Origin of the sequence: Streptomyces sp. NPDC002574, from assembly GCF_042889545.1 — a bacterium.
In the GTDB taxonomy this organism is placed as follows: domain Bacteria; phylum Actinomycetota; class Actinomycetes; order Streptomycetales; family Streptomycetaceae; genus Actinacidiphila.
Genome location: NZ_JBIARB010000019.1, coordinates 73,726 through 99,914, shown reverse-complemented (window position 1 = coordinate 99,914; position 26,189 = coordinate 73,726). Strand labels below are relative to the sequence as shown.

The following is a 26,189-nucleotide window of genomic DNA, read 5'->3' as shown; positions in this document are numbered from 1 at the left end:
GGGCCTGGACCAGGCGGCCGTGGTCGCGGCGGGCGCCGCCCTCGCCGACGAGGTGGGCCTCGCCGGCCTGACGATGGGACTGCTGGCGGAGCGGCTGGGCGTGCGCACCCCGTCCCTGTACAAGCACGTAGGCGGCCAGGAGGACCTCATCCGGCGCATCGCGGCCCTGGCGTTGAGCGAGGTCGGCGACGCCATCGGCAGCGCGGTCCAGGGGTACGCGGGCCGCGACGCCCTGGCGGCCGCGGCGCGTTCCTTCCGCACCTTCGTCCTGGAACATCCCGGCCGGTACGGCGCGACGATCGGCCTGGAACCGTCCGGCCCGGACGATCCACTGGCCACCGCGAGTCAGCGGTCGCTCGGCCCGTTCAGAGCGGTCCTGCGCGGCTACGACATCGCGGACCCCGACGTGGACCACGCCCTGCGCATGCTCCGCAGCCTCTTCCACGGTTTCGCGACGTTGCAGGCGGCCAACAGCTTCCAGTGGAGCGCCGACATCGACGAGAGCTTCGAGTGGCTGATCGCCTTCGCCGACCGGGGCCTGCGCGCCACGCGAGGGGGCTGACGGTCAGCCCCGGCGCGGCTCCCGACCGCCGGGATCCGCTCTTTTGGGCCCGGATGCGGGACGGGCTTCCTCGGCTTCCATCCGGGGCAAGGCCGCGCCCGTTCGCGCGGACGTGCTGCGTGAGTGCCTGCCCCGCGCCGTACACGGCGCACCGCGGAGCGATCAAGGCCTCGGGGACCTCCATGCAGGCCACTCTCGCTAGGATCCGGGTGGCCTCCTGGTCCCTGGCCGGAGCCTGACAGGTCGCCGAGGTGTGCCGATCGCCTGCTGAACCAGCCGCCGTACAGCGGCTTCGCTGCTGCCGGTCGTCCGCAATGCGGCTCTGTAGTGGAGAGGGTGCCGGTGAGCGCGACAGGGGCGTGGGTGGTCGGCGTCATCCCCGACGCCGAGGCCAGGGAACTTCTGGACCGACACGCCCATCTCAGCCGGCCCGGCGACCGGGACAAGCCGGCGGCGTTCGGCCGGGCGCTGGCCTGGTGGTCGAACGGCGGCGAGGACGAGACCTTTTTCGAGCGTTCCACGGGTCCTTCCGGACCCTTGGTACCCACGTCGGTCGCCCATCGATTCGCGGACCTCATCGAGGTCGCCAACCCGTCGACGGCGGCCACGGACGCCGTGCAGGACGAGAGTATGGCGTTGATGCCCGAGGCGATCGGCGCCGCTCTCTTCGTCGCGACCGCCCGGAAGGCGAATCCGGTCGCGGCCCTGTACTACGGCCTCGGCGCTCGCCGATCGGCGCTGCTGCCCGGCTGGTTCGGGGACTTCCTGCTGTCCGCCGACGAGGTGCGGGCCTCTCTGCCCCGGGTTGAGGAGGCCCTGCTCCTGTCGGACGCGCAGCGGAGCACCGCCCTTTCCCGGATCACCGCATGGATGAACGCGATGGGCGACGCACCCGATTGCGTCGCGGCGGAACTCATCGACGCACCCCTACGGGTTGTTCGGCACGCCGCGGAGGCCGGATGCGGTGTTGCCGCTTTCAGCCGCTGGTACTGACCTCGGTCCGGCACTCAGGGACCGATGATGACGGGCCGCCGGAGAAGAAGGTGGGGGTTCGCCGGCCACGGCCCGTGCGCTCGCGCAGCTTGCCCCCGCGGCCCGGATTCCGCCCCGGCGATGTCCGTGCTCCACCTCAACGCGCCAGGCCGAGGTGGGAAATGCCTGACGGGCAGTGCGGTACGGTGCCTCATGGCGTGATGGAAGTCAGCGCCTGTGCAGCACCGTGTGGTTCGGGTCTGCCGTGCCTTCGTTGCCGATCCGGCCGCGCGTGCGAGCACCGCTCCGCCGGGCGCGCCCGCTCTCAGGATGTCCAGAGCGTGTTCTTCCGACAGTGCGCGACCGGCCGGCGTCGATCCGCACTGCCCGCACGAGCCTCGCCGATCGGTCGTCGACCGGGCGCAGGCCTCTTCTTGGAGACGACATGAAAATCCTCCCCGAGATCTCCCGCACGCTGAGTGAGTACCTGCTCATCCCGGGCCTGACCACGGAAGACTGCACCCCGGACACGGTCGATCTCGGGGCGCCCCTGGTGCGCCACCGGGTCGGCGAGGAGCCGGCGATCCGGGTCGCCACCCCGATGGTGAGCGCCATCATGCAGGCGGTGTCGTCACCGACGCTGGCGGTGGCGCTGGCGCAGGTCGGCGGGCTGGCGTTCATCCACCAGAATCAGCGGATCGAGGACCAAGCCGCGGACGTCCTGACGGTCAAGCGGCACAAGGCGGGCTTCCGGACCGGTGACGTCACCGTGGCTCCGCAGACGCCGCTCGGTGAGGTCGCCCGGCTGCTGGCCGGCACCGAGCAGGGCGTGGCCGTGGTCACGGAGAGCGGGGACCCGGACGCCGAGTTCCTGGGGGTCATCAGCCTCGACGACTTCCATCTGGAGCGTCACGGGGCTTCGGAGGCGGCCCGCACCCGGATGCGGGGCCGGGACGGGCTGGTCACCGCGCCGGCCTCGGTGTCCCTGTCCGAGGCGAACGAGCTGATCTGGCACCACCACTTGGACGTTCTGCCGGTGCTGGAGGACGGGCGGGTCGTCTCCTTGGTCCTCAAGAGGGACTATCAGGCCCACAAGACCTATCACCGCGCGAGCGTCGACGGTGACAAGCGTCTGCGTGTGGGCGCGGGCCTCAACTCCCGTGACTTCAAGGACCGTATCCCGGCTCTGGTGGAGGCCGGTGCGGACGTGCTGTGCCTGGACTCCTCCGACGGCTATTCCGTGTACCAGGCGCGGACCCTCGAATTCGCCAGGGACGCGTACGGTGACGACGTTCTCGTCGGTGCGGGGAATGTCGTCGACGGCCGGGCCTTCCGCTATCTGGCCGACGCGGGCGCGGCGTTCGTGAAGATCGGGATCGGCGGCGGGGCCATCTGCACCACCCGGGCGCAGAAGGGCATCGGCCGAGGGCAGGCCTCCGCGCTGCTCGATGTGGTCGAGGCACGCGACGCCTATGCCCAGGAGACCGGCGTGTACGTGCCGCTGTGCTGCGACGGGGGCCTGCTCAACGACTCGCACATGGCCATGGCGCTGGCGATGGGCGCGGACTTCATCATGCTCGGCCGCTACTTCGCCCGGCTCGACGAGAGCCCTTCGCGGAAACTGCAGATCGGGGGCCAGTGGTACAAGGAGTACTGGGGTGAGGGTTCGCGGCGCGCGCAGAACGAGGCGCGCTACGGTCAGCGCGGCCGGATGGCCTTCGAGGAGGGCGTCGACGGCTACGTGCCCTACGCCGGGAGCCTGTACGACAACGTGGAGCGGACCCGGGCGAAGCTCATCTCCACGATGATCAGCTGCGGGTCGACGAACCTGCGGGACTTCCACCGCGACGCGGTGATCGTTCCGGTGTCGGCGGAGTCGTTCAAGCAGAACGGCGCCGAGGTGCAGTTGCGCCGGCCCGCCATCGACTCCGGGGAGTGAGCGGGCCGCCCCGTGTCCCGACGCTCACCAGGGCCGGGACACGGGGCGGGACGCCGGTTCGAAGTGAGCCCGCTCCGGCTGCTGCCTGCTGGTTGCGGCGCGGACCAACCCGATCGCGTCGCCGGACAGGTGCGGGTTCGATCCCCTCGTGACGCAGCCGGAGGACACCTCGACGCCCGCTCATCAGGCGGTCGGGGCGGAGGACGCGGAGATCTTGGCCCGCCTTCTCGGAGCAGGGGCCGATCCTGACGAGATCGATGAAGGCATGACGCTCCTGACCCGTGCGATCGACGTCGAGGGCGATTCCGCGCTGCAGAGCGGGCAGCCTCTGACCGTGCACACGACGGCAGTCCTCCTCGCCTTCGGTGCGGACCCGGAGTTGGAGGATCCCGCCGGGCACACCCCGCTCGCTCACACCGTCATCGGTGGCGACGCGAACGGCGGTCGTCACCCCACCGGCACTTCTGCGTCCCCGAGCGCGGTGCCGCGGGGCGCTCCCCGCCCCTCCCCGGTCGGCGCTGCACAAAATGTCAAGACTTGCGGCATTTTGTAGGCTTGTCCCATGGAGCGCCGCAAGCAGGCCGCCGCCCGTTCCACGACCGCCCCGGACGCAGCGCGTCCGGCCGGCCGCGAACCACGGGTGAGCCTGCGTGAGCAGCAGCGGGACCTGACCCGCAACCGGGTGCTGGACGGGGCGGTCACCGTCTTCAGCAGGACGTCTTTCGTGCACGCCACGATGGAGGACATCGCCGCGGCGAGCGGCGTCACCCGGGCCACGGTCTACGCGCACTTCGGCGGCAAGGCCGCGATCATCGCCGCGCTGTCCGACCGGGTGTACGCGGTCGCCGACGCGCTCTACGAGGATCTCGCCGCCGTCCCGGAGTGGAACCGTGACACCGTCCGCGCGTGGCTGGACCGTGCGGCGGCGAACTGGCGGGCGCTGGCGCCGACGATCCGGGTGCTCTTCGGCGCCACACCGTCCGCGGCCGGTGACGACGGCGACGTCCGGGACCGCTACGTGGCCGCGCACGAACGCTACGTGGACCTGCTGACGCTCGACGCCGGGCGCTGGCGGGGCGTGTCCCCCGAGGAGGCCCGGCAGCGCGCTCTGATGGCCTCCCTCCAGACGGGGTCGTTCCTCACGACATGGATCGCGGGCGGTCTGCCGCTGGGCACCGCCGACCCGCTGGACCTGCTCGCGGACGATCTCTGCCACCTGCTCGCGCCCGCGCTGCACCCGCTCCCCGGGCCGCCGTGAGGGCCCCGCAGCGCCCGCCGAACCCCTCCGCCGCACGTACCGCCTTCGCAGGAGTTTCCATGGCCGTCACCGAACCGAGGACCTTTCCCTTCTCCGCAGCCGACCGGCTGACCGTGGACCCGGTGTTCGCCGAGCTGCGCGACAGCGAGCCGATGTGCCGCGTCCGCTTTCCCTACGGCGAGACCGCCTGGCTCGTCACGCGGTACGAGGACGTCAGGACCGTCCTCGGCGACCCGCGGTTCAGCCGGGCCGAGGCCGCCCGCCGCGACGAGCCGCGCCTGCGGCCCGGCCGGGGTCTGCCCGGCAGCATCCTGGAGCTCGACCCGCCCGACCACACCCGGGTGCGCCGCGTCGTGGCGAAGGCGTTCACCGCCCGCCGCATCGAACAGCTGCGGCCCCGCACCGAGCAGATCGCCGCCGGCCTGCTCGACGCGATGGTCAGCAAGGGCGCTCCGGCCGACCTCGTGGAGGACTTCGCCCTGCCGCTGCCGGTCACCGTCATCTGCGAGCTGCTCGGCGTGCCCTACGAGGACCGCGCCGCGTTCCGCACGTGGTCGGACGCACTGCTGTCCACCACGAAGTTCACCGCCGAGCAGGTGGAGGACCACATGCGGCGGCTCACGGGGTACATGGCCGGTCTGATCGCGCAGCGCCGGAGCGGGTCCGCGCCCGGGGACGACCTGCTCGGTTCGCTCGTCGCGGCGCGGGACGAGGAGGACCGGCTCTCGGAGCAGGAGTTGGTGGTCCTGGCCGTCGCGCTGCTCGTCGCGGGCCACGAGACGACAGCCACGCAGATCCCCAACTTCGTCTACACCCTCCTCACCCACCCCCGGGAACTGGAGGCGCTGCGCGCGGACCTCGGTCTGGTGCCGCAGGCCGTCGAGGAGATGATGCGGTTCGTCCCCCTGGGCAACGGTGCCGGCCTGCCGCGCTACGCGACGGAGGACGTCGAGTTGAGCAGCGGCACCGTACGGGCCGGCGAGGCGGTCGTGGCCGCCGCCGCATCCGCCAACCGCGATCCGTCGGTGTACGCCGACCCCGACGCGCTCGACTTCCGGCGCGACGAGGCCTCGCACGTCGGCTTCGGGCACGGACCGCACCACTGCCTCGGCGCCCCGCTGGCGCGGATGGAACTGCAGGTGGCCCTGACCTCCCTGCTGGGACGGCTGCCCGGGCTGCGGTTCGCGGGCGGGGAGGAGTCCGTCGTCTGGAAGTCGGGCGTGGCCCTGCGCGGTCCGGAGCGCATGCCCGTCACCTGGGACGGTCCCTGACCTCCGCCCCGTACTCGCACCTCCACCTCACCTCACCGCGTACCGACCGAGGACACGACCATGACCTGGCAGATCAACGTCGACGAACACACCTGCATGGGCACCGGCGCCTGCGCCGGCATCGCCCCCGAGTACTTCGAGCTCCGCAACGGGGTCTCGCACCCCCGGCACGCGCAGGCCGAACCGGCGGACGTCCTCGTGGACGCCGCCGAGTCCTGCCCGGTCGAGGCGATCATGATCCGGAACGCGGGCACGGGCGAGGTCGTCGCGCCCGAGGAGTAGCGCCTCACGGTGTGCACGGCTGTCGGCGTCGGCGCGAGGCCCTGGTCTGCGTCCATGACCGCTGAGCCCGTCCCGTGCGCTCGATCCGGGCGCGGTCATGTGACCGACGGCGCTGCTCGTGCCAGCCAGGCGGCCAGCACGGCGAAGTCCCGTTCTGTGAGGCCCTGCCGCGGGTCGACGCGGTGCAGCAGGGCGTGTGCGCCCTGGGCGGCGACCCAGTCGCGGTCGGCGGCGGTGATCTCGTCGTCGGCCCAGGCGAAGGGCCGTCCGGCTGCCCGGCGCAGCAGCGTCCGCGTCTTCCAGTGCAGGCCCGCCCGTTCGTCGCGCGCGTCGTCGGCGGACGGTTCCGGCCAGGTCACCGCCGGCAGGGCCGGAAGGCCGAGGCGGGGTGCCACCGACGTGTTGGCGTCCTCGGCCGTCCAGGACGTCGCCCAGACCGGTTCGCAGGGCAGCGCCGCCGGCTTCGGGCCGAGTGCGGGATCGATCCGGTCCAGCAGCGGGTTCGCGGTCTCCCGCGGGGACGGGCGTACCACGGGGAACGCCGCGTGGCCGGCCGGGGAGCCGAAGGGGATCAGGGGTCCGTCGATGTCGAGGAAGAGCAGCGGGCGGGGCATCCGGGCAGGGTAGCGGCGGCTCCCCGGCCCGGATGCCCGTCAGCCGTTCACCCGGTCATCCGGTCATCCGGTCAGCGCGTCATGAACACCCGGTCCGGATGGGGGTGATGGTGAGCCGGTCGCCCTGGTCGGTGTTCGTGGCGGTGGCGTAGGTGGCCGCGTCCACCTGGTACCAGACGTCGTCGAGGCGTACGCACCAGCGCTCGGCGCGCACGACGCGCTGGTACGTCTCGGTGCCGCGCCGGACCTGGTGGCAGTCCCGGTAGTGCTCGGTGGTGTACCAACTGCGGGTCGTCGTGTGCTTGCCGGAGTGACGGGAGGACGTGTGCCGCACCCGACGTGTGCGGTCGGTGCACGCGTCGGCCATGCGGGGCCGCGTCGCGGGGACCGTCTTCCGGGGGTCGTGGCGATAGGTGTCGAGCATGCCGACGACGGTGCCGTCCGGGGCCTTCGCGGTTCCGCCGGAGCCGTGGGAGCCGCCGTGGGCGGCCACCGGACCGGAGGAGACCGGCGCGCCGGACCCCGAAGGAGTACCGGCGCAGGCGCCCAGCAGGGCGGCCAGGAGGAGGGCCGCCACGGCGGTGGCGGCCGGTCGGAGGCGTCTGTGCACGGGTGTTCGCGTGTCCTCTGCGTGATGGGTGCCGCCCGGCTCGGGCGGCACCGTCATCTGTACACCCTGCGACGATCACGACCGGCACCGGCCGCTCAGTGGTCGTCCCAGTGCCCCTCGTGGGCCGCGTGGCGGTGGCCGTCGTGGACGAAGTCCGTGTGGTCGCCGTGCCGTACGGCGACATGGCCGCAGCCTTCGCCGTGCTGGTGGGCGTGTTCCCCGTGGGCGAGGTGACCGCCCGTCGCGTCGCACTCGTCGACGTGGCCCTCGTGGGAACGGTGGACGTGCCCGTCATGGGCGTAGTCGGTGTGGTCGCCGTGCCGGAAGGCGACGTGGCCGCAGTTCTCGCCGTGGACGTGCTCGTGGCTGTCGTGGGGGTGGTGCGGGCTGGCCATCGGGGGCTCCTGACTCCTCGGTGTCGTCCGCCGGCCGGGCGGCGGACCGCGATCCGGCGGCGACATTAACTTGTCCGTCTCCATGCCGTTATGTCCGACACGGCTTCCATGCCGTCCGGATGGCACGCCGGACGGACCGTCAGATCACGCGGATGCCGATGACACAGGTGTCGTCGTCGGTGTCGGAGCGGCTCCCGGCGAGGAGCCGGTCGAGGCGGTGCTCCAGGGAGGACGGAGCGGCGTCGCGGGCGGTCGCCAGCAGGTGGGCCACCGAGTCGGTCATGGAACTGTCCCGGCGCTCGACCAGGCCGTCGGTGTACATCAGCAGCGTGTCCCCCGGCCGCAGGCGGACCTCCTGTTCCTCGTACGCGGTCTCGGGAACGGCGCCGAGCAGCATGCCGTGTCCCGGCGGCAGCGTGGTCGCCTCCTCCCCCCGCAGCAGGGCCGGAGGAAGGTGCCCGGCCCTCGCCCAGCACAGCGTGCGCGTCGCGGGGATGTACAGGCCGCAGACGACGGTGGCCGTGACGCGGTCGGTCAGGTGGTACGCCACGACGTTGAGCCAGGACAGCAGTTGCCCCGGGCCCGCGCCGGTGACGGCGAGCCCGCGCAGCGCGTTGCGCAGGACGACCATGCTCGTCGCGGCCTCGATCCCGTGCCCCGCCACGTCGCCGACGCACAGCAGGACGTCGCCCGTCGGGAGCACGACCGCGTCGTACCAGTCCCCTCCGACCAGGGACTCCGTCTCCGCGGGCCGGTACCGCACGGCCACCTCCAGGCCGGGGGCGTCCAGCGGTCCGCGCGTGGGGGGCATGATGGCGTGCTGCAACTGCAGCGCCAGCCGGTCGCGTTCGGCGGCCTGCTCCTCGGAGTGGGCGAGCCGGTCCTGCGTCGCGGCGAGCGCCACCTCCGTCCAGTGCTGGGAGGAGACGTCCTGGTAGGCCCCGCGTACGGCGAGCAGTCTGCCGCCGGCGTCCAGCACCGGTTCGGCGACGACGCGGATGTGCCGGGTGACGCCGTCGGGGCGCCGCAGCCGGAAGGCCACGGAGGCGGGCCGGTGGTGGCGCGAGACGGTGCGCAGGAAGCGGCCGATGGCCGCGGAGTCGTCGGCGTGGGCGTGCAGCCGCAGGTCCTCCAGGGGCACCGGGGTGGAGTGCTCGTTCCTGCCGTAGAGGGCGAACAGCTCGCTGTTCCAGGTGATCTCGCCGGTGCGGACGTTCTCCTCGAAGCCGCCCAGCCCGCCGAGGCGCTGGGCGTGCTGCAGAAGGCCGGCCAGCCGGGCGGTCTCGTCCTCGACGCGCCAGATCAGCAGCAGGTGCGGGCCGTGCCGGCTGATGCCGACCTCGGCGACGACGGTCAGCGCGACGTGCTCGACGAGCGAGCTGAAGGCCATGTGCTCGGCGCGGAAGGGCTCGCCGGTCGCATGGACCTGCACGGCCCTGTCGAAGAGGTGGCCGTCGCCCGCGGCCGAGGGGTAGGCCTCCAGGAGGGTGGCTCCGGTGACGGCGCCGCGAGGGCGTCCGGCGGGGTCCACGAAGTGCCCGTTGGTGTGACGGATACGGAAGTCGGTCACACGGCCGCCGGCGCCGGTGAGCGGCGTCAGCACGAGCGCGGGGTCGTGGATGGCGTCGCAGATGTCGATCAGTTCGTCGACGGGCAGCGGGCCCTGCGCCGCGGGGACCGCGACCAGGGTGTGGACGCAGAGCCCGGCCAGGGCGTCGAGCTGGCGCAGGAGCGCCTGGGACAGCGGGGGCGGCTCCTCCGGCCAGCAGATCTCCAGGACGGCGTCGACTCGCCCGCCCGCGCCCGCGGGCACCGCGATGCGGCCGCCCGCGCCGCACTCCGGCCGCATCGAGGGCATGTCCCCTTCTGGAGCTGGAGAAGCAGAGGAAGCGGGGAAGGAGCGCGCCCGGCGCTCGTCCAGGGCCCGGCGGGCGACGGTCGCCACGGTGGGCGGCACGTACCGCCAGCGCCTCGCCTCGGCCTCGGTGTACCCGGCGTGACCGGCCAGCGTGAGGGAGGCGTCGGGTCCGGCCGCCCAGATCGCCACCGCGCAGGCGCCCAGGGGGGCCAGGGCGTGCCCCAGCAGCGACACCGCGACGGTCTGGCTGTCCGTGGCGGCCAGGGCTCCACTCTCGGCGGTGCGCAGGCGGACCCCGGGCGGGGAGCCGCCGTTGTCCGCCGCAGCCGCGCCGGGCCCGCGGGCCGTGATGTCGCCGACCGCGCCGGTGATGCCGTCGTGGGCCGCGTCGTTGACCACCTCCGCGGCCAGTTCCAGGCGTGAGACGCCTGCCGTGTCGGCGAGTCGCGTCAGTTGCCGGGCCGCCTCGGCGGGGCCGCAGCCCAGCCGTGCCACGAGCACTCCTTTGGCCAGTTCGACCACGGCGCGGCCGTCCGCGACGGCCTCTGCCTCCTGGAGTTGCTGCCGCAGGCGCTCCACGGTGACGGCGAGCCGGGCGGCGACGGCCGCGGACGGCGCCCCGTCCGAGGGCGTGGACGGCGGTGTGGCCGGCGGGTCCTGCCGGGCCGGCTCCGGGGCGTCGGGGGCGGTCACGGCGGCGGGGGTCCCTCGGACGATGCGGACGGTGCGGGCGGGGTCATGGGGTCAGCCAGTAGCGCACCCGGGCGATGCGGCGGGGGTCCCTCGGACGGTGCGGGCGGGGTCATGGGGTCAGCCAGTAGCGCACCCGGGCGATCAGGTCGTCGGCGTCGAAGGGTTTGGTGACGTAGTCGCTCGCCCCCGCGGCCAGGTTCTTCTCGCGGTCGCCCGGCATCGCCTTGGCGGTGACCGCGATGATGGGCAGTCCGGCGTACTCGGGCCTGCCGCGGATCTCGGCGGTCGCCGCGTAGCCGTCCATCTCGGGCATCATCACGTCCATCAGGACGAGGTCGACCTCGGGGTGCGCGAGGAGCGTCTCGATGCCGCTGCGCCCGTTGTCCGCGCGCAGCACGTGGATGCCCTGCAGTTCCAGGATGCCGGTGATGGCGAACATGTTGCGGGCGTCGTCGTCCACCACCAGGACCGTCCGCCCGGCCAGTGACGGCGGGACGGGTTCGTCGCTCTCGGCCCGCATCGGGGACTCCTGCGGCCGGGGCGCGGGGGCCGCGTCCGCCGGCTGACGGGCGGACAGGTGCGCGGCGATGCGTTCGCGCAGCGCGTCCAGACCGGTCAGCAGCTCCACCCGCTGCGCGCCGGCCTGGGCCCGCACGACCGCGTCCGGCTCGGCGTCGCCGGGGCCGGCGCGGTAGGCCAGGACGGGAACGGACGCCAGCGCGGCGTCCTCCCGCATGTCCCGCACGATGCGGGAGGCCTCGCCGTGCGGCAGTCCGAGGTCGAGTACGACGCACTCGACGTGCCCGGTGGGTTCTGCGGAGAGCACGGCGGCGGCCTCCGGCGCGCCCACGGCCGTGACGATGTCGACGGCCTCCCCGGGCCGCGGCGTGCCGGGGCCCGTCACCAGGTCGGCGAGGGCGCTCTCGGCGACCAGCGACAGCAGCCCGCGGGGGCGCGCCTCGACCACCAGGAGCAGGCGTTCGGGCCGGGTCGCGGCGTCCTCTGTGCCCGTGCCTGTGGTGGCGTCGGTGGTCACACCGTCGTCGCAGCAGGGCTCCATGGCGGCGGCACGGCCGAGGGCCGGCTCCGGCTCCGGTACCGGTTCCCGCGCGGCCCGCGCCGTGCGGGCGACGGGCAGGTACAGGGTGAAGGTGCTGCCGCTGCCGAGGGTGCTCCGGGCCGTGACGGCGCCGCCGAGCAGGTGGGCGATCTCACGGCTGATGGACAGGCCGAGGCCGGTGCCGCCGTACTTGCGGCTGGTGGTGCCGTCGGCCTGCTGGAAGGCGCCGAAGATCGTCTCCAGCTGCCGGTCCGCGATGCCGATGCCGGTGTCCGTGACGCGGAAGGCGATCGCCCCGGCCTCCGCGTCGACGTCGGCGGGCAGTTCGCCGGCCGTCGCCTGCTCCACGCGCAGCCGCACCTGCCCCTCCTCGGTGAACTTCACCGCGTTGGAGAGCAGGTTGCGCAGGACCTGCCGCAGCCGGGCCTCGTCGGTACTGAGCTCGCCCGGGACGCCGGACCCGGCGACGACGTCGAACGCGAGCCCCTTCTCGGTGGTCATCGGGCGGAAGGTCGCCTCGATGTACTCCACGATCCGCCGCAGGGGGATCGGTTCGACGTTGACGTCCATCTTCCCGGCCTCGATCTTGGACAGGTCGAGGATGTCGTTGATCAGCTGAAGCAGGTCCGAGCCGGCCGAGTGGATGATGCCGGCGTACTCGACCTGCTTGGGCGTCAGGTTGCGGGTCGCGTTCTGGGCGAGCAACTGGGCAAGGACGAGAAGGCTGTTGAGGGGCGTGCGCAGTTCGTGGCTCATGTTGGCCAGGAACTCCGACTTGTACGTCGAGGCGAGGTCCAGCTCGCGGGCCCGGGTCTCCAGTTCCTGGCGGGCCTGCTCGATCTCCAGGTTCTTGGTCTCGATGTCGCGGTTCTGGGCGGCCAGGAGCGTGGCCTTCTCCTCCAGTTCGGCGTTGGAGCGCTGCAACTCGTCCTGCTGCACCTGCAGTTCTTCGGAGCGGGCGCGCAGTTCCCCGGCCAGGCGCTGGGACTCCTCCAGCAGTTCGTCGGTGCGGGCGTTGGCGAGGATGGTGCTGACGTTGACGCCGATCGTCTCCCTCAGCCGCTCCAGGAAGTCGCGGTGCACAGCCGTGAAGCCAGAGAAGGAGGCCAGTTCGATCACGCTGAGCACCTGGTCCTCGACCACGACCGGCAGCACGACGAGCCCGGCGGGGGTGGCCGCCCCCAGGCCGGAGGAGATGACGTAGCCCGCGGGCACCTCGTCGACGGCGATCGTGCGGCGGCTGCGCGCGACCTGCCCGACCAGGGACTCGCCGAGCGCGAAGCGCTCCCCCGCGCCGAGCGCGGCGGGCCGTCCGTAGGAGCCGACCAGCCGCAGGACGGTGCCGTCCGCGGTCTCCTCGGCGAGGTAGAAGGCGCCGTACTGGGCGTCGACGAGGGGGGTCAGCTCGTCCATGACGAGTTCCGCCACCACGTCCAGGTCCCGGTGGCCCTGGAGCAGACCGGAGATGCGCGCCAGGTTCGACTTCAGCCAGTCCTGCTCGCGGTTGGCGCGGGTGCTCTCGCGCAGCGAGCCGACCATGGCGTTGATGTTGTCCTTGAGCTCGGCGACCTCGCCGGAGGCGTCCACGGTGATCGAGCGGGTGAGGTCGCCCTCGGCGACCGCGCTGGCGACCTCGGCGATCGCCCGGACCTGCCGGGTGAGGTTGCCGGCGAGTTCGTTGACGTTCTCCGTCAGGCGCTTCCAGGTGCCGGACACGCCCTCCACCTCGGCCTGGCCGCCGAGCCGGCCCTCGCTGCCCACCTCGCGGGCGACCCGGGTGACCTCGGCGGCGAAGGCGGACAGCTGGTCGACCATGGTGTTGATGGTGGTCTTGAGCTCCAGGATCTCGCCGCGGGCGTCGACGTCGATCTTCCGTGACAGGTCACCGCCCGCGACCGCGGTGGTGACCTGCGCGATGTTCCGCACCTGGCCGGTCAGGTTGTTGGCCATGGAGTTGACGTTGTCGGTGAGGTCCTTCCAGGTGCCGGCCACGTTGGGCACGCGGGCCTGGCCGCCGAGCCGGCCCTCGGTCCCGACCTCGCGGGCGACGCGGGTCACCTCGTCGGCGAACGCCGAGAGCGTGTCGACCATGGTGTTGATGACCCCGGCCAGGGCGGCCACCTCGCCCTTCGCCTCGACGGTGATCTTCTGCGAGAGGTCGCCGCGGGCCACCGCGGTGGCCACCTGGGCGATGGAGCGCACCTGGCCGGTCAGGTTGGAGGCCATCACGTTGACGTTGTCGGTGAGGTCCTTCCAGGTGCCGGAGACACCGCGCACGGTGGCCTGACCGCCGAGGTTGCCCTCGGTGCCGACCTCCCGGGCCACGCGGGTCACCTCGTCCGCGAAGGCCGACAGCTGGTCGACCATCGTGTTCACGGTCTCCTTCAGCTCCAGGATCTCGCCCCGCGCGTCCACCCTGATCTTCTGGGAGAGGTCGCCGCCGGCGACCGCCGTGGCGACCTGGGCGATGTTCCTGACCTGGGCGGTCAGATTGCCCGCCATGGAGTTCACGGAGTCCGTCAGGTCCCGCCAGGTACCGGAGACGTCCTGTACGTCGGCCTGGCCGCCGAGGTTGCCCTCGGTGCCGACCTCCCGGGCCACCCGCGTCACCTCGTCCGCGAACGAGGAGAGCTGGTCGACCATCGTGTTGACGGTCTCCTTCAGCTCCAGGATCTCGCCCCGCGCGTCGACGTCGATCTTCTGGGAGAGGTCACCGCGCGCGACCGCGGTGGTCACCTGGGCGATGTTCCTGACCTGGGCGGTCAGGTTGCCGGCCATCGCGTTGACGGAGTCCGTCAGATCCGCCCACGTCCCCGAGACGGCGGGCACCTCCGCCTGACCGCCGAGAGCGCCCTCGGTCCCGACCTCCCGGGCGACGCGGGTCACCTCGGAGGTGAAGAGCGACAGCTGGTCGACCATGCCGTTGAACACGGTGGCGATCTCGGCCAGCAGGCCGTCCTCGCCGTCGGGCAGCCGCGTGCCGAAGTCGCCGTCGCGCACCGCGGTCAGACCCGCGAGCAGTTGCCGCAGTTCCGGCTCCTCCACCGACATGCCGCCCTCGTTCCCGTCGCCTGCTGGGTGCGTGTGGCACATGAGTGGCTCCCGAGGTCGCCGCCCCGCCCGGTCGGTGCGGGGCGGACGTCGGCGAGGCCACTTCCCAGTAGACCGCCGGGAGGGCGCGAGTGCTACGTCAGTCCCCGAACAGGGCGGAGGGCGGCACCGGCAGGCGGTGCCGCCCTCCGCCGTTCCCCGTCCCGGCGGTCCAGGGAGCCGTCCGGTGGGGCTCACGGCGGGGTGTCGCTCAGACGCGCCGACCCGGCGTGGGGTGGTCGGGCATCTCGCGCCGCATGCGGTTGGCGCCGGGGCGCATCGTCGCCGCCGCCAGTGCGAGAACGAGCATGATGACGCCGACGACCACGTTGTTGGTGATCGTCCGAGTCGTGGCGACGCTCCCCGCGATGCACCACGGCGAGATGATCGTCCACAGACCGATGATCGCCGCCGCCCACGCCATGGAGTGCGTACGTTCGAACCCCCGCCCGATGCCGCCCATCAGCAGGGCGTACGCGACGCCGGCGATCAGATTGGCGACCGTTATCGTCGACAGGCCGTTGAAGCCGACGATCCATGGAGACGCGGCCAGGTAGGTGCCTGTGACCAGGCCCATGGCCTCGATCGCCTGCCCCCGGTTGGTCGCCGTCGTCCGCTCGTACTCGGCGCGGAGCTCAAGAAGGTCCGGGTGCTCCTCGATGCTCGGTCGCGTGTAGGCCATCGAAACCATCTCCGCTCATTTCGGTCTTTTCGACCATCAAATACCCCTGTTGGGGCAATTGAGTCGTCCGAATCGACATGGATTGGCGTGGGCACGGCGGCGCAGGGCGAAGTAGTGGCCAACGATCACGAAGGACGCCGTCGCGGTCACGCAGGGTCACGAATTTCGACGCGGGCGCCGCGGCGGACCGCGACGGATCGCGGCGGCCGACCGGACCTCCGGGCCGCTCGGGCATATGCCAATGATTGGCATACAGAACACAAAAGGTTCATCATGCACGTTTCCCGTACAGGGGGTCGGGCAGGCGCCGTCTGTCCAACAGCCGCACCGCGGCACTCGTGAAAGGCAGCACCATGGCCGACAAGCCACTCAGCGGTCACCGCGTCCTGGCGATCGCCACCAACTACGGAGTGGAGCAGGACGAACTCGTCGTCCCCACCGAGCACCTGCGCGACGAAGGCGCGGACGTCGCCATCGCCGCCGTCGCGGACGAGCCCATCGTGACCCTCGTCGGGGACAAGGACCCCGGCAGGACGGTGCGGCCGACCACCACCTTCGACAAGGTGGACCCGACCGACTTCGACCTGCTCCTCATCCCCGGCGGCACGATCAACGCCGACGCGCTCCGCCAGAGCGAGGACGCGATCGGCATCGTCCGGTCGTTCGTCTCCTCCGGCCGGCCCGTCGCCGCGATCTGCCACGGCCCCTGGGCGCTGGTGGAGGCCGACGCCGTACGGGGCAAGACCCTCACCTCGTACGCCTCGCTGCGGACCGACATCGGCAACGCGGGCGCCGCGTCCTGGGTGGACGAGCCGGTGGTCAGCGACAGGACGGGCGGCTGGACCCTCGTCACCTCCCGTACGCCGGACGACCTCGACGCCTTCGTCACCGAGGTCGACAAGGCGCTCACCGGCGGCTGAACCGGCGGCCTTCCCCGCCCGGCCCGCGGAGCGGATGGCACGATGGGCGGACCGCGTCCGCCCAGGGGAAGGCTTCACAGGCGATGTCCTTGATTCACCGCACCACGCTGTCGCCCACCAAACTGGAACTGCTCACCGAGTGGCTCCCCCGGCAGCCGTGGTACGCGGGCACGGGCGGACGCCCGGAACTGACCAAGGCGGGCGGCTTCCGCCTGGACGACCCCCGGGGCGAGGTCGGCCTGGAGTTCATGGTGGTCACCGACGGCAGCGGCGACGAGGCGGCCTACCACGTGCCGCTCACCTACCGCGGCGCCCCGCTGGCCGGGGCCGAGCAAGCCCTGATCGGCACGACGGAGCACGGCGTGCTGGGCACGCGCTGGGTGTACGACGGCACCCACGACCCGGTGCTCGTGGGCCAGTTGGCGGCCTTCGTCCGCGGTGAGGCGCAGGCGCAGGCGCAGAGCGTGAGCGACACCCCCGATCCCACCGTCGGCCGCTCCTGGACCGGGCCCGCGCAGGCCCCGTCCCACGGCTCCGGCGCCGTGGCTGACGGTCCCGACGGCACCACGGACGTCGTCCTGGACGGCGACCCGGAGGAGCGGCTGGTCCTGCGGGTGGTCCGGGCGCTGCGCCCCGGCGCGGGCATCGGATCGCCGGGCGGCGGTGTGCTCGGGCACGTCGACGCCCGCTGGCGGCTGCCCGACGGCGCCGAGGCGCGCGCCGTCCTCGTCACCTTCCACGACCGGGCGCCCGTCGCGTAACCGGCACGTCAGGGCCTCCGGACCGGGGCCGCACGGCAGTTGAGGTGCGTGCGGCCCCTCCACAGATCGACGGCGGCGGCGCACAATGCGGATCGAACGACGTTCCGCGGGGCAGGGATGTCCCGACACGGCGACGCAATCGGGAGGCGCCCGTGAAGGTGGCCCTGCTCACTCGTGAATACCCGCCGGACGTGTACGGCGGTGCCGGCGTCCATGTCGAGTTCCTCGCCCGTGAGCTACGGGCCCTGACGGACCTTCAGGTCCACTGCTGGGCCGGTGCGGCGGCGGACGACCCGGCCGGGGTGTTCCGGCACGCCGCGGACGGCGGCCTCACCGGGGCCAACGAGGCGCTGCGCAGCCTGTCGGTCGACCTGTCCATGGCCGCCGCCCTGACCGGGCGCGACCTGGTGCACTCGCACACCTGGTACGCCAATCTCGGCGGCCATCTGGGCAAGCTCCTGCACGGCATCCCGCACGTGATGACCGCCCACTCGCTCGAGCCCCTGCGCCCCTGGAAGGCCGAGCAACTCGGCGGCGGCTACACCCTGTCCGGCTGGGCGGAGCGCACCGCGATCGAGGCGGCCGACGCCGTCGTCGCGGTCTCGCACGGCATGCGCGTGGACATCCTGGAGTCCTACCCGGCCCTGGACCCGTCCCGCGTGCACGCCGTGCACAACGGCATCGACACGCGCCTGTACCGGCCCGACCCGGACGACACCGTCCTGCACGCGCAGGGCATCGACCCCGAGCGCCCGTACGCCCTGTTCGTCGGGCGCATCACCCGGCAGAAGGGCGTCCCCCATCTGCTGCGCGCCGCCCGCCGCCTGGACCCGGACATCCAGCTCGTGCTGGCCGCCGGGGCCCCCGACACACCGGCGATCGACGCGGAGTTCCGCGACCTGGTGGAACAACTGGGCCAGGCGCGCAGCGGCGTGATCTGGATCCCCGGCATGCTGCCGCGCCCGGACGTGGTGCAACTCCTCACCCATGCGGCCGTGTTCGTGTGCCCGTCGGTGTACGAGCCACTGGGCATCGTCAACCTGGAGGCGATGGCCTGCGGCACCGCGGTCGTCGCCTCGGCCGTCGGCGGCATCCCCGAGGTGGTGAGGGACGGCGTCACGGGGGTACTCGTGCCGTACGAGGAGAAGGACCCGGCGGCCTTCGAGGAGGGCCTGGCGGCCGCCGTCAACGCCGTTGTGGGCGACCCCGCCACGGCCGCCCGGATGGGCGCGGCGGGCCGGGAGCGCGCGGTGGCCGAGTTCGGGTGGGACGCGGTGGCCCGCCGCACGGTGGACGTGTACCGGCGGACCCTCGGGTGAGCGGGTGCGCGAAGGACCCGGGAACAGTGACGGACCAGGGGTAGGGGGAAGCGATGCGCGGCGGACCTTCAGTGCTCGGAATCGTTCTCGCGGGCGGGGAGGGGAAGCGGCTCATGCCGCTCACCGCCGACCGCGCCAAACCGGCCGTGCCCTTCGGCGGCGCCTACCGGCTGGTGGACTTCGTCCTGTCCAATCTCGTCAACGGCGACATCATGCGCATCTGCGTGCTGACGCAGTACAAGTCGCACTCCCTGGACCGGCACATCACCACCACCTGGCGGATGTCCAACCTGCTGGGCAACTACGTCACCCCGGTCCCGGCGCAGCAGCGCCTGGGCCCGCGGTGGTTCCTCGGCAGCGCGGACGCCATCTTCCAGTCGCTGAACCTCGTGTACGACGAGCAGCCCGACTACATCGTCGTCTTCGGCGCCGACCACGTGTACCGCATGGATCCGCGCCAGATGCTGCGCCAGCACATCGAGAACGGCGCCGGCGCCACCGTCGCCGGCATACGCGTCCCGCGCGACCAGGCGTCGTCCTTCGGCATCATCACCCCGGCCGCGGGCGGCATCCGGGTCGAGGCGTTCCTGGAGAAGCCGGCCGACCCGCCGGGGCTGCCGGGCGACCCCGACCACGTCTACGCCTCCATGGGCAACTACATCTTCACCACGAAGGTGCTGCTGGACGCCCTCCACCAGGACGCCGAGGACGACGACTCGGTCCACGACATGGGCGGCAGCATCATCCCCCTGCTCACCGACAAGGGTCAGGTCCAGGTCTACGACTTCGACGACAACCACGTCCCCGGCGAGACGGCCCGCGACCACGGCTACTGGCGGGACGTCGGGACCCTGGACGCCTACTACGACTCCCACCTGGACCTGATCTCGATCAACCCGGTCTTCAACCTCTACAACAACCAGTGGCCGCTGTACACGCACTCCCTGCGCCTGCCGCCCGCCAAGTTCGTGGCCGGGGGCATCGCGAGCGAGTCCATGGTCAGCCCGGGCTGCATCATCTCCGGCCAGGTCACCCAGTCCGTCCTGTCGCCGGGCGTCGTGGTCGAGGAGGGCGCCGTGGTGCAGGGGTCGGTCCTGCACGACAACGTCCGCATCGGCCGCGGGGCGGTGGTCCGCCGGGCCATCCTCGACAAGAACATCACGGTGCCGCCGGGCGCCACGATCGGCGTCAACCCCGACCGCGACCGCGAGCTCTACCACGCCTCGGCCAACGGCGTCATCGCCCTCGGCAAGGGTCAGCGCGTGCTCTGAGGGCGCGGGTATCCGCGTGCGGCGGCCGACGCGTCGCGCGCGTGCCGAACGGAAGTCACCGATTAGTTTGGGATCGACGTGGGAGGTGAGGCAAAGGAGATCCCCGGTGCAGACCATCCTTGCCGTGCTGTTCGCCCTCCTCGCGGCGCTCAGCAACGCGCTGGCCACCGTGCTGCAGCGCTACGCCGCCCGCACGGTGCCGCTCTCGGAGGGACTGCGGCTCGCCCTGATCGCGGAACTGCTGCGCAAGCCCGTGTGGCTCGTCGGCTTCGGCGCGGTGATCGCGGCGGCGGCCTTCCAGGCGCTGGCCCTGCTCAACGGCGAGCTGACCCTCGTCCAGCCGCTCTTCGTCCTGGAACTGCCCTTCGCACTGTCCCTCGCCGGAGTCGTGCTGCACCGGCGGCTGCCGCCGCGCGGATGGACCGCCGTCGGCTGCATGGTCGTCGGGCTGGGCATGGGGTTGTGGGCCGCGTCGCCCAGCGGCGGGGTGAACAGGCCGCATGCGGCGCTGTGGGCCGCGGCCCTGCCGGCCTGCGGCGCCGCCGTCCTGCTCCTCATCGCGGTCGCCGTCCGCCGCCCGGAGGGGCGGGTGCGCGCCACGTGCTTCGGCTCTGGGGCGGCCATCTGCTACGCGCTGACCGCGGGCTTGCTGAAGGACGCCACGCAGGTCTGGAACGACGACGGAGCCGCGGCGTTCTTCACCGCCTGGCAGACGTACGGCTTCGCCCTGGTCGGTGTCGCCGCCGTCTTCCTCCTGGAGAACGCCATGCAGTCGGGACCCCTGGTCGCCTCGCAGCCCGCGCTCACGCTCGGGGACGCGACGGTGAGCCTCGCGCTGGGCGTCACCGTCTTCGAGGAGCGGCTGCGGGGCGGCTGGTACATCGTGCCCATGCTGCTCGGCGCGCTCCTGGTGGTGTGCGGCGCGCTGGTTCTCGTCCGCGTCCCGCTCATCCACACCCTCGTCGGGCCGGAGGCCGCGGACAGCGCGGAGGACGGCGCGGGCGCGCGCTGACAGCCGACAGGACGTTCCGGTCACGGTGCATGAAAATGGGACAGACGCCCATACCCCCGCCGGTCGCCCACCGGGCGACGCGCAGGAGGGAGCACCATGTCCGTGGCGAACCGTCCCCCGGTCCGGCCCCTGGTGGAGCCGCACTACGACGCATCGATGATCGACATCCGCGACTCGCTGCTCACCGTGCCACTGCTGCTGATCGGCGGATGGCTCTTCGCGGCGGGCTGGCCCCTGGCCTACCCCAACACACCCATCGCCAACGGCGCGCGCATGGTGGATCTGGTCTTCGCCACCGTCGTGATCCTCAACGGCTGTGCCCGCGTGACGAGGACACGCAGCGAGGCCAGCGACATCCTGACCGTCTTCTGCGGCGCCTGCCTGATCGCCTCGCCCTTCGCGTTCGGGTACTTCGGCGAGGACTCGGGGGCCGGGCTCGCGTATCTCAGCCAGATCGTGACGGGCGTCGCCCTCATGGTCCTCGGCCTCGCGAGCATGGCCCTCTTCCGGCGCGGCAAGGCCGTGGCCCGTCGCGCCGCGGCGGACGAGGCGCGCACCGGCGGGCGGACCGCCGCCCGGACCCGGGCCCGCTGAGACCCGACCGGTCCGTGAACCGGCCGCGACCAGGGCAGGTGACCGCCGGACGGGGTCCCGGTGCGGCACCGGACATCGTGAGGTGTGATCCTGCCCTGTCGGGGCACACGCATCGGAGCAGGTGTGGAAGCGGCGCGAAGGCGGACTGGATGTACGAGGCTGCACGAGGTGGGGACCGGACGTATCCGGACACGCGACCGATAGCGGTGACGGCCGCGTACGAGGGCAGCGAGCAGATCGCCGAGGCCCGCGACCTCGCGCGCGACTTCCTCGCCGATGTGCAGGCGGTCCACGGTCTGCCGGTGTCGGACCGGGTGATGGTCACGGTGCAGCTGGTGGTCAGCGAGCTGGTGACCAACGCCCGCAAGTACGCCCCCGGACCGTGCCTGCTGACGCTGCAGATCAGCGACGGCACGGTGGAGGTCACCGTGTGGGACAGCGACACGACGCTTCCGGTGGCCCGCGCCGCGGACGCCGACCGGGTGGGCCAGCACGGCCTGGAGATCATCATGGCCGTCTGCCAGAGCTTCGAGGTCCACCGGCAGCCGGTCGGCAAGCGCATCACCGCCCGCGTCGTCCTGGCCGACGACCCGGACGGTGACGTGGCGGGCCGCCACCCCTCCTGAGGACCGGAGCGCGGCACGCACCGGGGGCGGAACGCCTCCGGCGCGTAAATGACTCAGCCGGACGACCCGCGGGTAGGCGAGCCGGAGAAGTCATCGGCAGGTACGCCGCCGCACGCTCGGGCTCGGGGTGCATGCCCGCCGGATGACGCCTGACCCCGGCTTGCGGCCGCCGCTCTGGGTGGGGGTGAAAGGAGAGCCCGCGATGAGCGAAGTGGATCACCAGCCGCTCGACGCGGGCCGGCCCGAGGGCATGACGCTGGGGCCCAGCGGGCTCATGGACATCCTCGGGGTCGCGGCCGTCCTGCTGGATGCCGACGGCCGCATCGACATGTGGAGCCCGCAGGCCCAGGAGCTGTTCGGCTACACGGCCGACGAGGCCGTCGGGAAGTACGCCGCCGTGCTCCTTGTGGACTCCGCGCACCTGGACGCGGCGGTCCGGCTGTTCGAGGACGTGATGGAGACCGGCAGGAGCTGGGCCGGCGCGTTCCCGATCCGGTGCAAGGACGGCCGCACGCGCCTGGTGGAGTTCCGCAACGTACGGCTGACGGACAGCCTCGGCGACTGTCACGCCCTTGGGCTGGCCACCGACCGGTCGCGGCTGCAGACGATGGAGCGCGGCCTGGCCCTGGCCTACCAGCTGGTCGCGCAGTCGCCGATCGGCCTGGCGGTCATGGACACCGGCCTGCGGTACCTGTCCGTGAACCCGGCGCTGGCCCGCATGCACGGCCTCCCGGAGGACGACCACATCGGCCGCCCCTTCCGCGAGGTGCTGCCGCGGCCCGAGTTCCGGCAGGCGGAGGAGACGCTGTGGGAGGTCCTGGGCACCGGCGTCCCCGTCGTCGACCGGTACGTCGTCGGCCGCACCGCCGCGGACCCGGACAGCGACCACGCCTGGGCCGTCTCGTTCTACCGGCTGGAGGACCAGAACGGGGTCGTGCTGGGCGTGGCGTGCTCCGTGGTCGACGTCACCGACCGGCACAGCGCCTCGATGGAGGCGGACCGGGCCCGCCGGCGCCTCGCCCTGATCGCGGACGGCTCGGCCCGTCTGGGCACCTCCCTGGACGTGGAGCGGACCGCGCGGGAACTGGCGGACGTCGTCGTGCCGGAACCGGCCGACATGGCCGCGGTGGACATCCTCGACGACGTGCTGGAGGAGGAGGGCGCCGAGCCCGCCGAGGACACCGCCGTCTTCCGGGCCCTGGCGTCCAAGACCACGCAGCCGACACGGGCGGCGCGTATGGAGACCGGACCGGAGGTCGTCGTGGCGTACCCGCCCGGGCACCTGGCGGCACTCTGCGTGCGCACCGGCCGTCCGCAGTTGATCACGCACGCCGACGCCGGGGACCTGCTGCGCATCGCCCGCGACGAGGACGCGGCGGCGGACCTCGCCGAGGCCGGTGTGCACTCGGCGATGGCGGTGCCGCTCATCGCCCGCGGCCGCATCCTCGGAGTCCTCGGACTCGGCCGTGCGCGCGACCCCCAGCCCTTCGACGAGGACGACGTGACCGTCGCCTGGGAGCTGGCCTCCCGCGCCGCGGTGTGCATCGACAACGCCCGCCTGCACCAGCGCCTGCGCAGCACCGCGGAGACCCTGCAACGCAGCCTCCTCCCGCAGCTGCGCCCCTGCCACCCCTGTCTGGAGGTCGCCGCCCGCTACCGTCCGGCGCAGTCCAGCAGTGAGGTCGGCGGCGACTGGTACGACGTCATCACCCTGGACGACGGGAAGGCGGTCCTCGTCGTGGGGGACGTCATGGGCAGCGGGGTGCCGGCGGCCACGACGATGGGCAGGCTGCGGACCGCCGCCTCGACCCTCGCCGCCCTCCACCTCGAACCGGCGCAGATCCTGGGCGAATTGGACAAGATCATCCAGGGGCGGGAACACGCCGACCACTCCATCGCCACCTGCGTCCTGGCGGTCTACGACCCGGATCGGGGCGAGTGCCGCGTCGCCAACGCCGGCCACCTCCCGCCGATCGTCGTACGCGGCGGCGAACGGCCCGAACTGCTCGACCTGCCGACCGGCACTCCTCTGGGCGTGGGCGGTGTGCCGTTCCAGAACACCGTGGTCCGCCTCGGCCTCGGCGACGCGCTCGTCCTGTACACCGACGGGCTCGTCGAGACGCGCGACCAGCCCATCGACGAGCGCCTCGCCGTGCTGGTCGACCTCCTGCACGCCCGGGACCGCTCGGTGGAGGAGACCTGCGACCGTCTGCTGACCGAACTGCGCCTGCCCGGGTGCCGCGACGACGTCGCCCTGCTCATCGCGCGCTCCCGGCCCCGTCTGCTGACCGTGACACCGGCGGGCTGAGGACGGCCGCGCGCCGGACGACGGAATCCGGTCAATCGCGCCGCCGGCCCGCTCACCGGGCCGTCCCGGGGGTAGGAGCGAGCCGGGTGACCGGACGGCCCGGACCCCGTTGCACCCGCCGTGGAGGCGTCGATGCGGGAGGACTGCGCGCTCAGCGTCGAGGAAGTGCGTGCACTGAACGGGATCGAGAGCCTGCTGCGGAGCGACCGCGAACTCGCCCGGCGGATGCGGACGATGCGGCCGCACACCCGGCGGCGGGACGTGGCGGCGCGGTTCGCACGCCGGCCGCGCGCCCTGCTCGTGACCTTCCTGGGCGGGTGCAGTCTCGTCCTGCTGCTGGCGGCCGCCATGACCAAGGACGGTCCGCTCCTGTGGGCCTTCGCCGTCGCGTGGGGGACCACGCTGCTCTGTGCGACGTGGCCCGCCACCGCATGGTGGCGCCGCTGGATGCGTCCGCGTGCGCCGCGCCGGCCGCGCGGAATGCGGCGCAGGACACGACGCGGAATGCGGCGCGCCTGACCGTCCGCGCACCGGGCGTCCGGGGCCCTTCGCCGGGCGAACAGCCCGAGTTGCGGGCACGGTGTGGCCGGGACGTGCGGGAAATGTGCCCATTGACCGGAGGAGACGCGACGTCCGGCGCCCCACCTGTACGGATGAATCCGCAGGCGGGGGGTGTGCGGGCGGGCCACCCCCCGGCCCGGGGCCGACGATTTCCCAGGATCGAGGCCCTGGCCTGCGCGTTCCCGTTGTGGGACGGTGAGTGGACATCAGCCTGGTTTGGTACACGTTCCGCGCCGTCCTCCCGGCCGTCCACGGCCGGCGGAAAGGTACGGGCCACTTACTGGATTCCGCGTGCGCAGGTATGCGCGCGGATGGCGGCAGTCGACCCCGACAGATGCCGCGATGGGCTCCGGCTCCCCGAAGGAGCAGGAACCATGACCACCGCCCTGACCGTGGCACCCGAGCGTCACGCCGATCGCCTCACCCTCTGCCTGACCGGCGAGATGGACATCGACAACGTCTCGCGCGTCAACGAAGCACTCGACCTCGACGGCTGCACGTCCGTCGTCCTGGATCTGGCCGGACTCACCTTCATGGACTCGTCCGGCGTCAACCTCGTCCTCCGGCTGCGGCACCGGCTCGGCCCCGAGGGCGTCCACCTGGCCCTCCACGGGGTGCAGGGCCAGCCGCGCCGCATCGTGACGCTCGTCGGCCTGCAGGATGTCGTCGAGGTCGAACCACCGGCCCCGGCCGCTCCCGCCACGGCGCGCTAGACGATCCGTTCCCCCTCCGGCGGCCGTCGTCCCCGGCTGGGGGCGTGCGTTCCCCAGGACCGGGCAGCCGTCCGTAGACGGATCCTCAACCCGGAAGGAGAACGTGATGGGACACGGCGGCAACATCATCGCCGAGCTCACGGCCGACCACCGCGAGGTCGAGGAGTACTTCGCCCGACTGCGGGCCCTCCCGGTCGGAGACAAGCAGCGCAGGAAGGTGACGGACGAGGTCACCATCGAGCTGGTCCGGCACTCGGTGGCCGAGGAGATGTACCTGTACCCGGCCGTCCGCGAGCACGTGGCCGGCGGGGACGCGCTGGCCGACAAGGAGATCCAGGAGCACGCCGAGATGGAGCGCGACCTCAAGGAACTGGAGGACGTCGAGGTCGACGACCCCCGTTTCGACCAGCTCACGCGGAAGCTGATCGTCGATGTCACCGAGCACCTGCGGGAGGAGGAGCAGCAGTTGTTCCCCGCCCTCGCGCAGGCGTGCACCCCCGACGAGCTGTTCGCGCTGGGCGAGAAGGTCCGCCGGGCCAAGCACGTCGCGCCGACGCGTCCGCATCCGAGCGCGCCGGACACTCCTCCGGCCAACAAGATCCTTGGCCCTGGCGCGGGCCTCGTGGACCGCGTCCGCGACTTCGTCACCGGTCGCGGGCGGTCCTGAGGCGCGGAGCCGCTGCCCGGGGCCACGGGCAGAGCGGTCTGCGACCGGCGGTGGGGGGGGGGGGCCCCCCCCGGGGGGGGCCCCCCCCCCCCGGGGGGGGGGGGCCCCCCGGGCCGGGCGCGGGGGGCGGGGCGCGGGGGGGGGCCGCGGC

24 protein-coding genes are annotated in these 26,189 nt (G+C 72.7%); 18 read left to right on the top strand and 6 right to left on the bottom strand.

What is annotated here, in order from left to right:
- Window positions 1–19 precede the first annotated feature (19 nt).
- The 7 genes from ACFYXS_RS35235 (at window position 20) to ACFYXS_RS35205 (ending at window position 6,284) form a co-directional block, all read left to right on the top strand.
- The gene (locus ACFYXS_RS35235) at window positions 20–562 is read left to right on the top strand and encodes a TetR/AcrR family transcriptional regulator (protein WP_389255866.1); all 543 of its coding nucleotides are present in this window, start codon (window positions 20–22) and stop codon (window positions 560–562) included.
- Window positions 563–904: 342 nt separating this feature from the next.
- A complete protein-coding gene (locus tag ACFYXS_RS35230) occupies window positions 905–1,555 on the top strand; it encodes a hypothetical protein (RefSeq protein ID WP_389255775.1) in 651 nt (216 codons plus the stop codon).
- A gap of 424 nt (window positions 1,556–1,979) precedes the next feature.
- Window positions 1,980–3,473, top strand: coding sequence for an IMP dehydrogenase (locus tag ACFYXS_RS35225; RefSeq protein WP_389255773.1), 1,494 nt, complete (start codon window positions 1,980–1,982; stop codon window positions 3,471–3,473).
- Between the two features lie 148 nt (window positions 3,474–3,621).
- Window positions 3,622–4,026, top strand: coding sequence for a hypothetical protein (locus ACFYXS_RS35220; protein WP_389255771.1), 405 nt, complete (start codon window positions 3,622–3,624; stop codon window positions 4,024–4,026).
- A 9-nt stretch (window positions 4,027–4,035) separates the two neighbouring features.
- Window positions 4,036–4,731 (top strand): TetR/AcrR family transcriptional regulator, encoded by a 696-nt coding sequence (locus ACFYXS_RS35215; protein ID WP_389255769.1) that lies wholly within the window; start codon window positions 4,036–4,038, stop codon window positions 4,729–4,731.
- Between the two features lie 59 nt (window positions 4,732–4,790).
- Complete coding sequence (locus ACFYXS_RS35210; RefSeq protein ID WP_389255767.1) at window positions 4,791–6,002, top strand: cytochrome P450; 1,212 nt, start codon at window positions 4,791–4,793, stop codon at window positions 6,000–6,002.
- 60 nt (window positions 6,003–6,062) lie between these two features.
- Window positions 6,063–6,284 (top strand): ferredoxin, encoded by a 222-nt coding sequence (locus ACFYXS_RS35205; protein WP_389255765.1) that lies wholly within the window; start codon window positions 6,063–6,065, stop codon window positions 6,282–6,284.
- Between the two features lie 95 nt (window positions 6,285–6,379).
- On the opposite strand, the gene ACFYXS_RS35200 is transcribed toward ACFYXS_RS35205, so the two are convergent.
- The 6 genes from ACFYXS_RS35200 to ACFYXS_RS35175 all read right to left on the bottom strand — a co-directional run bounded on the left by ACFYXS_RS35200 (window position 6,380) and on the right by ACFYXS_RS35175 (window position 15,286).
- The gene (locus tag ACFYXS_RS35200; protein ID WP_389255763.1) at window positions 6,380–6,898 is read right to left on the bottom strand and encodes a hypothetical protein; all 519 of its coding nucleotides are present in this window, start codon (window positions 6,896–6,898) and stop codon (window positions 6,380–6,382) included.
- A gap of 79 nt (window positions 6,899–6,977) precedes the next feature.
- Window positions 6,978–7,508 carry a hypothetical protein gene (locus ACFYXS_RS35195; protein ID WP_389255761.1) on the bottom strand — a complete coding sequence of 177 codons (531 nt, stop codon included), beginning with the start codon at window positions 7,506–7,508 and terminating at the stop codon, window positions 6,978–6,980.
- Window positions 7,509–7,603: 95 nt separating this feature from the next.
- Window positions 7,604–7,903, bottom strand: coding sequence for a hypothetical protein (locus tag ACFYXS_RS35190; RefSeq protein ID WP_389255759.1), 300 nt, complete (start codon window positions 7,901–7,903; stop codon window positions 7,604–7,606).
- A 139-nt stretch (window positions 7,904–8,042) separates the two neighbouring features.
- Entirely contained in the window at window positions 8,043–10,454 is a 2,412-nt protein-coding gene (locus ACFYXS_RS35185) for a SpoIIE family protein phosphatase (protein WP_389255757.1), read from the bottom strand.
- A 109-nt stretch (window positions 10,455–10,563) separates the two neighbouring features.
- Entirely contained in the window at window positions 10,564–14,607 is a 4,044-nt protein-coding gene (locus ACFYXS_RS35180; RefSeq protein WP_389255755.1) for a HAMP domain-containing protein, read from the bottom strand.
- A 208-nt stretch (window positions 14,608–14,815) separates the two neighbouring features.
- Window positions 14,816–15,286 (bottom strand): SPW repeat protein, encoded by a 471-nt coding sequence (locus tag ACFYXS_RS35175; RefSeq protein WP_389255753.1) that lies wholly within the window; start codon window positions 15,284–15,286, stop codon window positions 14,816–14,818.
- Between the two features lie 353 nt (window positions 15,287–15,639).
- On the opposite strand from ACFYXS_RS35175, the gene ACFYXS_RS35170 reads away from it, so the two are divergent.
- The 11 genes from ACFYXS_RS35170 to ACFYXS_RS35120 all read left to right on the top strand — a co-directional run bounded on the left by ACFYXS_RS35170 (window position 15,640) and on the right by ACFYXS_RS35120 (window position 26,038).
- On the top strand, window positions 15,640–16,206 hold the full coding sequence (locus ACFYXS_RS35170; RefSeq protein ID WP_389255751.1) for a DJ-1/PfpI/YhbO family deglycase/protease: 567 nt from the start codon (window positions 15,640–15,642) through the stop codon (window positions 16,204–16,206).
- An 83-nt stretch (window positions 16,207–16,289) separates the two neighbouring features.
- The gene (locus ACFYXS_RS35165; protein ID WP_389255749.1) at window positions 16,290–16,967 is read left to right on the top strand and encodes a 1,4-alpha-glucan branching protein; all 678 of its coding nucleotides are present in this window, start codon (window positions 16,290–16,292) and stop codon (window positions 16,965–16,967) included.
- 152 nt (window positions 16,968–17,119) lie between these two features.
- Window positions 17,120–18,286 (top strand): glycogen synthase, encoded by a 1,167-nt coding sequence (gene glgA, locus ACFYXS_RS35160; RefSeq protein ID WP_389255747.1) that lies wholly within the window; start codon window positions 17,120–17,122, stop codon window positions 18,284–18,286.
- Window positions 18,287–18,339: 53 nt separating this feature from the next.
- Window positions 18,340–19,557, top strand: a complete 1,218-nt coding sequence (glgC, locus tag ACFYXS_RS35155; RefSeq protein WP_389255745.1) for a glucose-1-phosphate adenylyltransferase — start codon at window positions 18,340–18,342, stop codon at window positions 19,555–19,557.
- Between the two features lie 106 nt (window positions 19,558–19,663).
- The gene (locus tag ACFYXS_RS35150; RefSeq protein WP_389255743.1) at window positions 19,664–20,569 is read left to right on the top strand and encodes a DMT family transporter; all 906 of its coding nucleotides are present in this window, start codon (window positions 19,664–19,666) and stop codon (window positions 20,567–20,569) included.
- Window positions 20,570–20,665: 96 nt separating this feature from the next.
- Window positions 20,666–21,163: a hypothetical protein gene (locus ACFYXS_RS35145; protein ID WP_389255741.1), complete on the top strand. Its 498-nt coding sequence runs from the start codon at window positions 20,666–20,668 to the stop codon at window positions 21,161–21,163.
- A 149-nt stretch (window positions 21,164–21,312) separates the two neighbouring features.
- Window positions 21,313–21,789 carry an ATP-binding protein gene (locus ACFYXS_RS35140; protein WP_389255739.1) on the top strand — a complete coding sequence of 159 codons (477 nt, stop codon included), beginning with the start codon at window positions 21,313–21,315 and terminating at the stop codon, window positions 21,787–21,789.
- A 202-nt stretch (window positions 21,790–21,991) separates the two neighbouring features.
- A complete protein-coding gene (locus ACFYXS_RS35135) occupies window positions 21,992–24,097 on the top strand; it encodes a SpoIIE family protein phosphatase (protein WP_389255737.1) in 2,106 nt (701 codons plus the stop codon).
- Between the two features lie 132 nt (window positions 24,098–24,229).
- The gene (locus ACFYXS_RS35130; protein ID WP_389255735.1) at window positions 24,230–24,616 is read left to right on the top strand and encodes a DUF3040 domain-containing protein; all 387 of its coding nucleotides are present in this window, start codon (window positions 24,230–24,232) and stop codon (window positions 24,614–24,616) included.
- A gap of 416 nt (window positions 24,617–25,032) precedes the next feature.
- Window positions 25,033–25,371 (top strand): STAS domain-containing protein, encoded by a 339-nt coding sequence (locus tag ACFYXS_RS35125; RefSeq protein WP_389255733.1) that lies wholly within the window; start codon window positions 25,033–25,035, stop codon window positions 25,369–25,371.
- A 106-nt stretch (window positions 25,372–25,477) separates the two neighbouring features.
- On the top strand, window positions 25,478–26,038 hold the full coding sequence (locus ACFYXS_RS35120; RefSeq protein ID WP_389255731.1) for a hemerythrin domain-containing protein: 561 nt from the start codon (window positions 25,478–25,480) through the stop codon (window positions 26,036–26,038).
- Window positions 26,039–26,189: the final 151 nt, after the last annotated feature.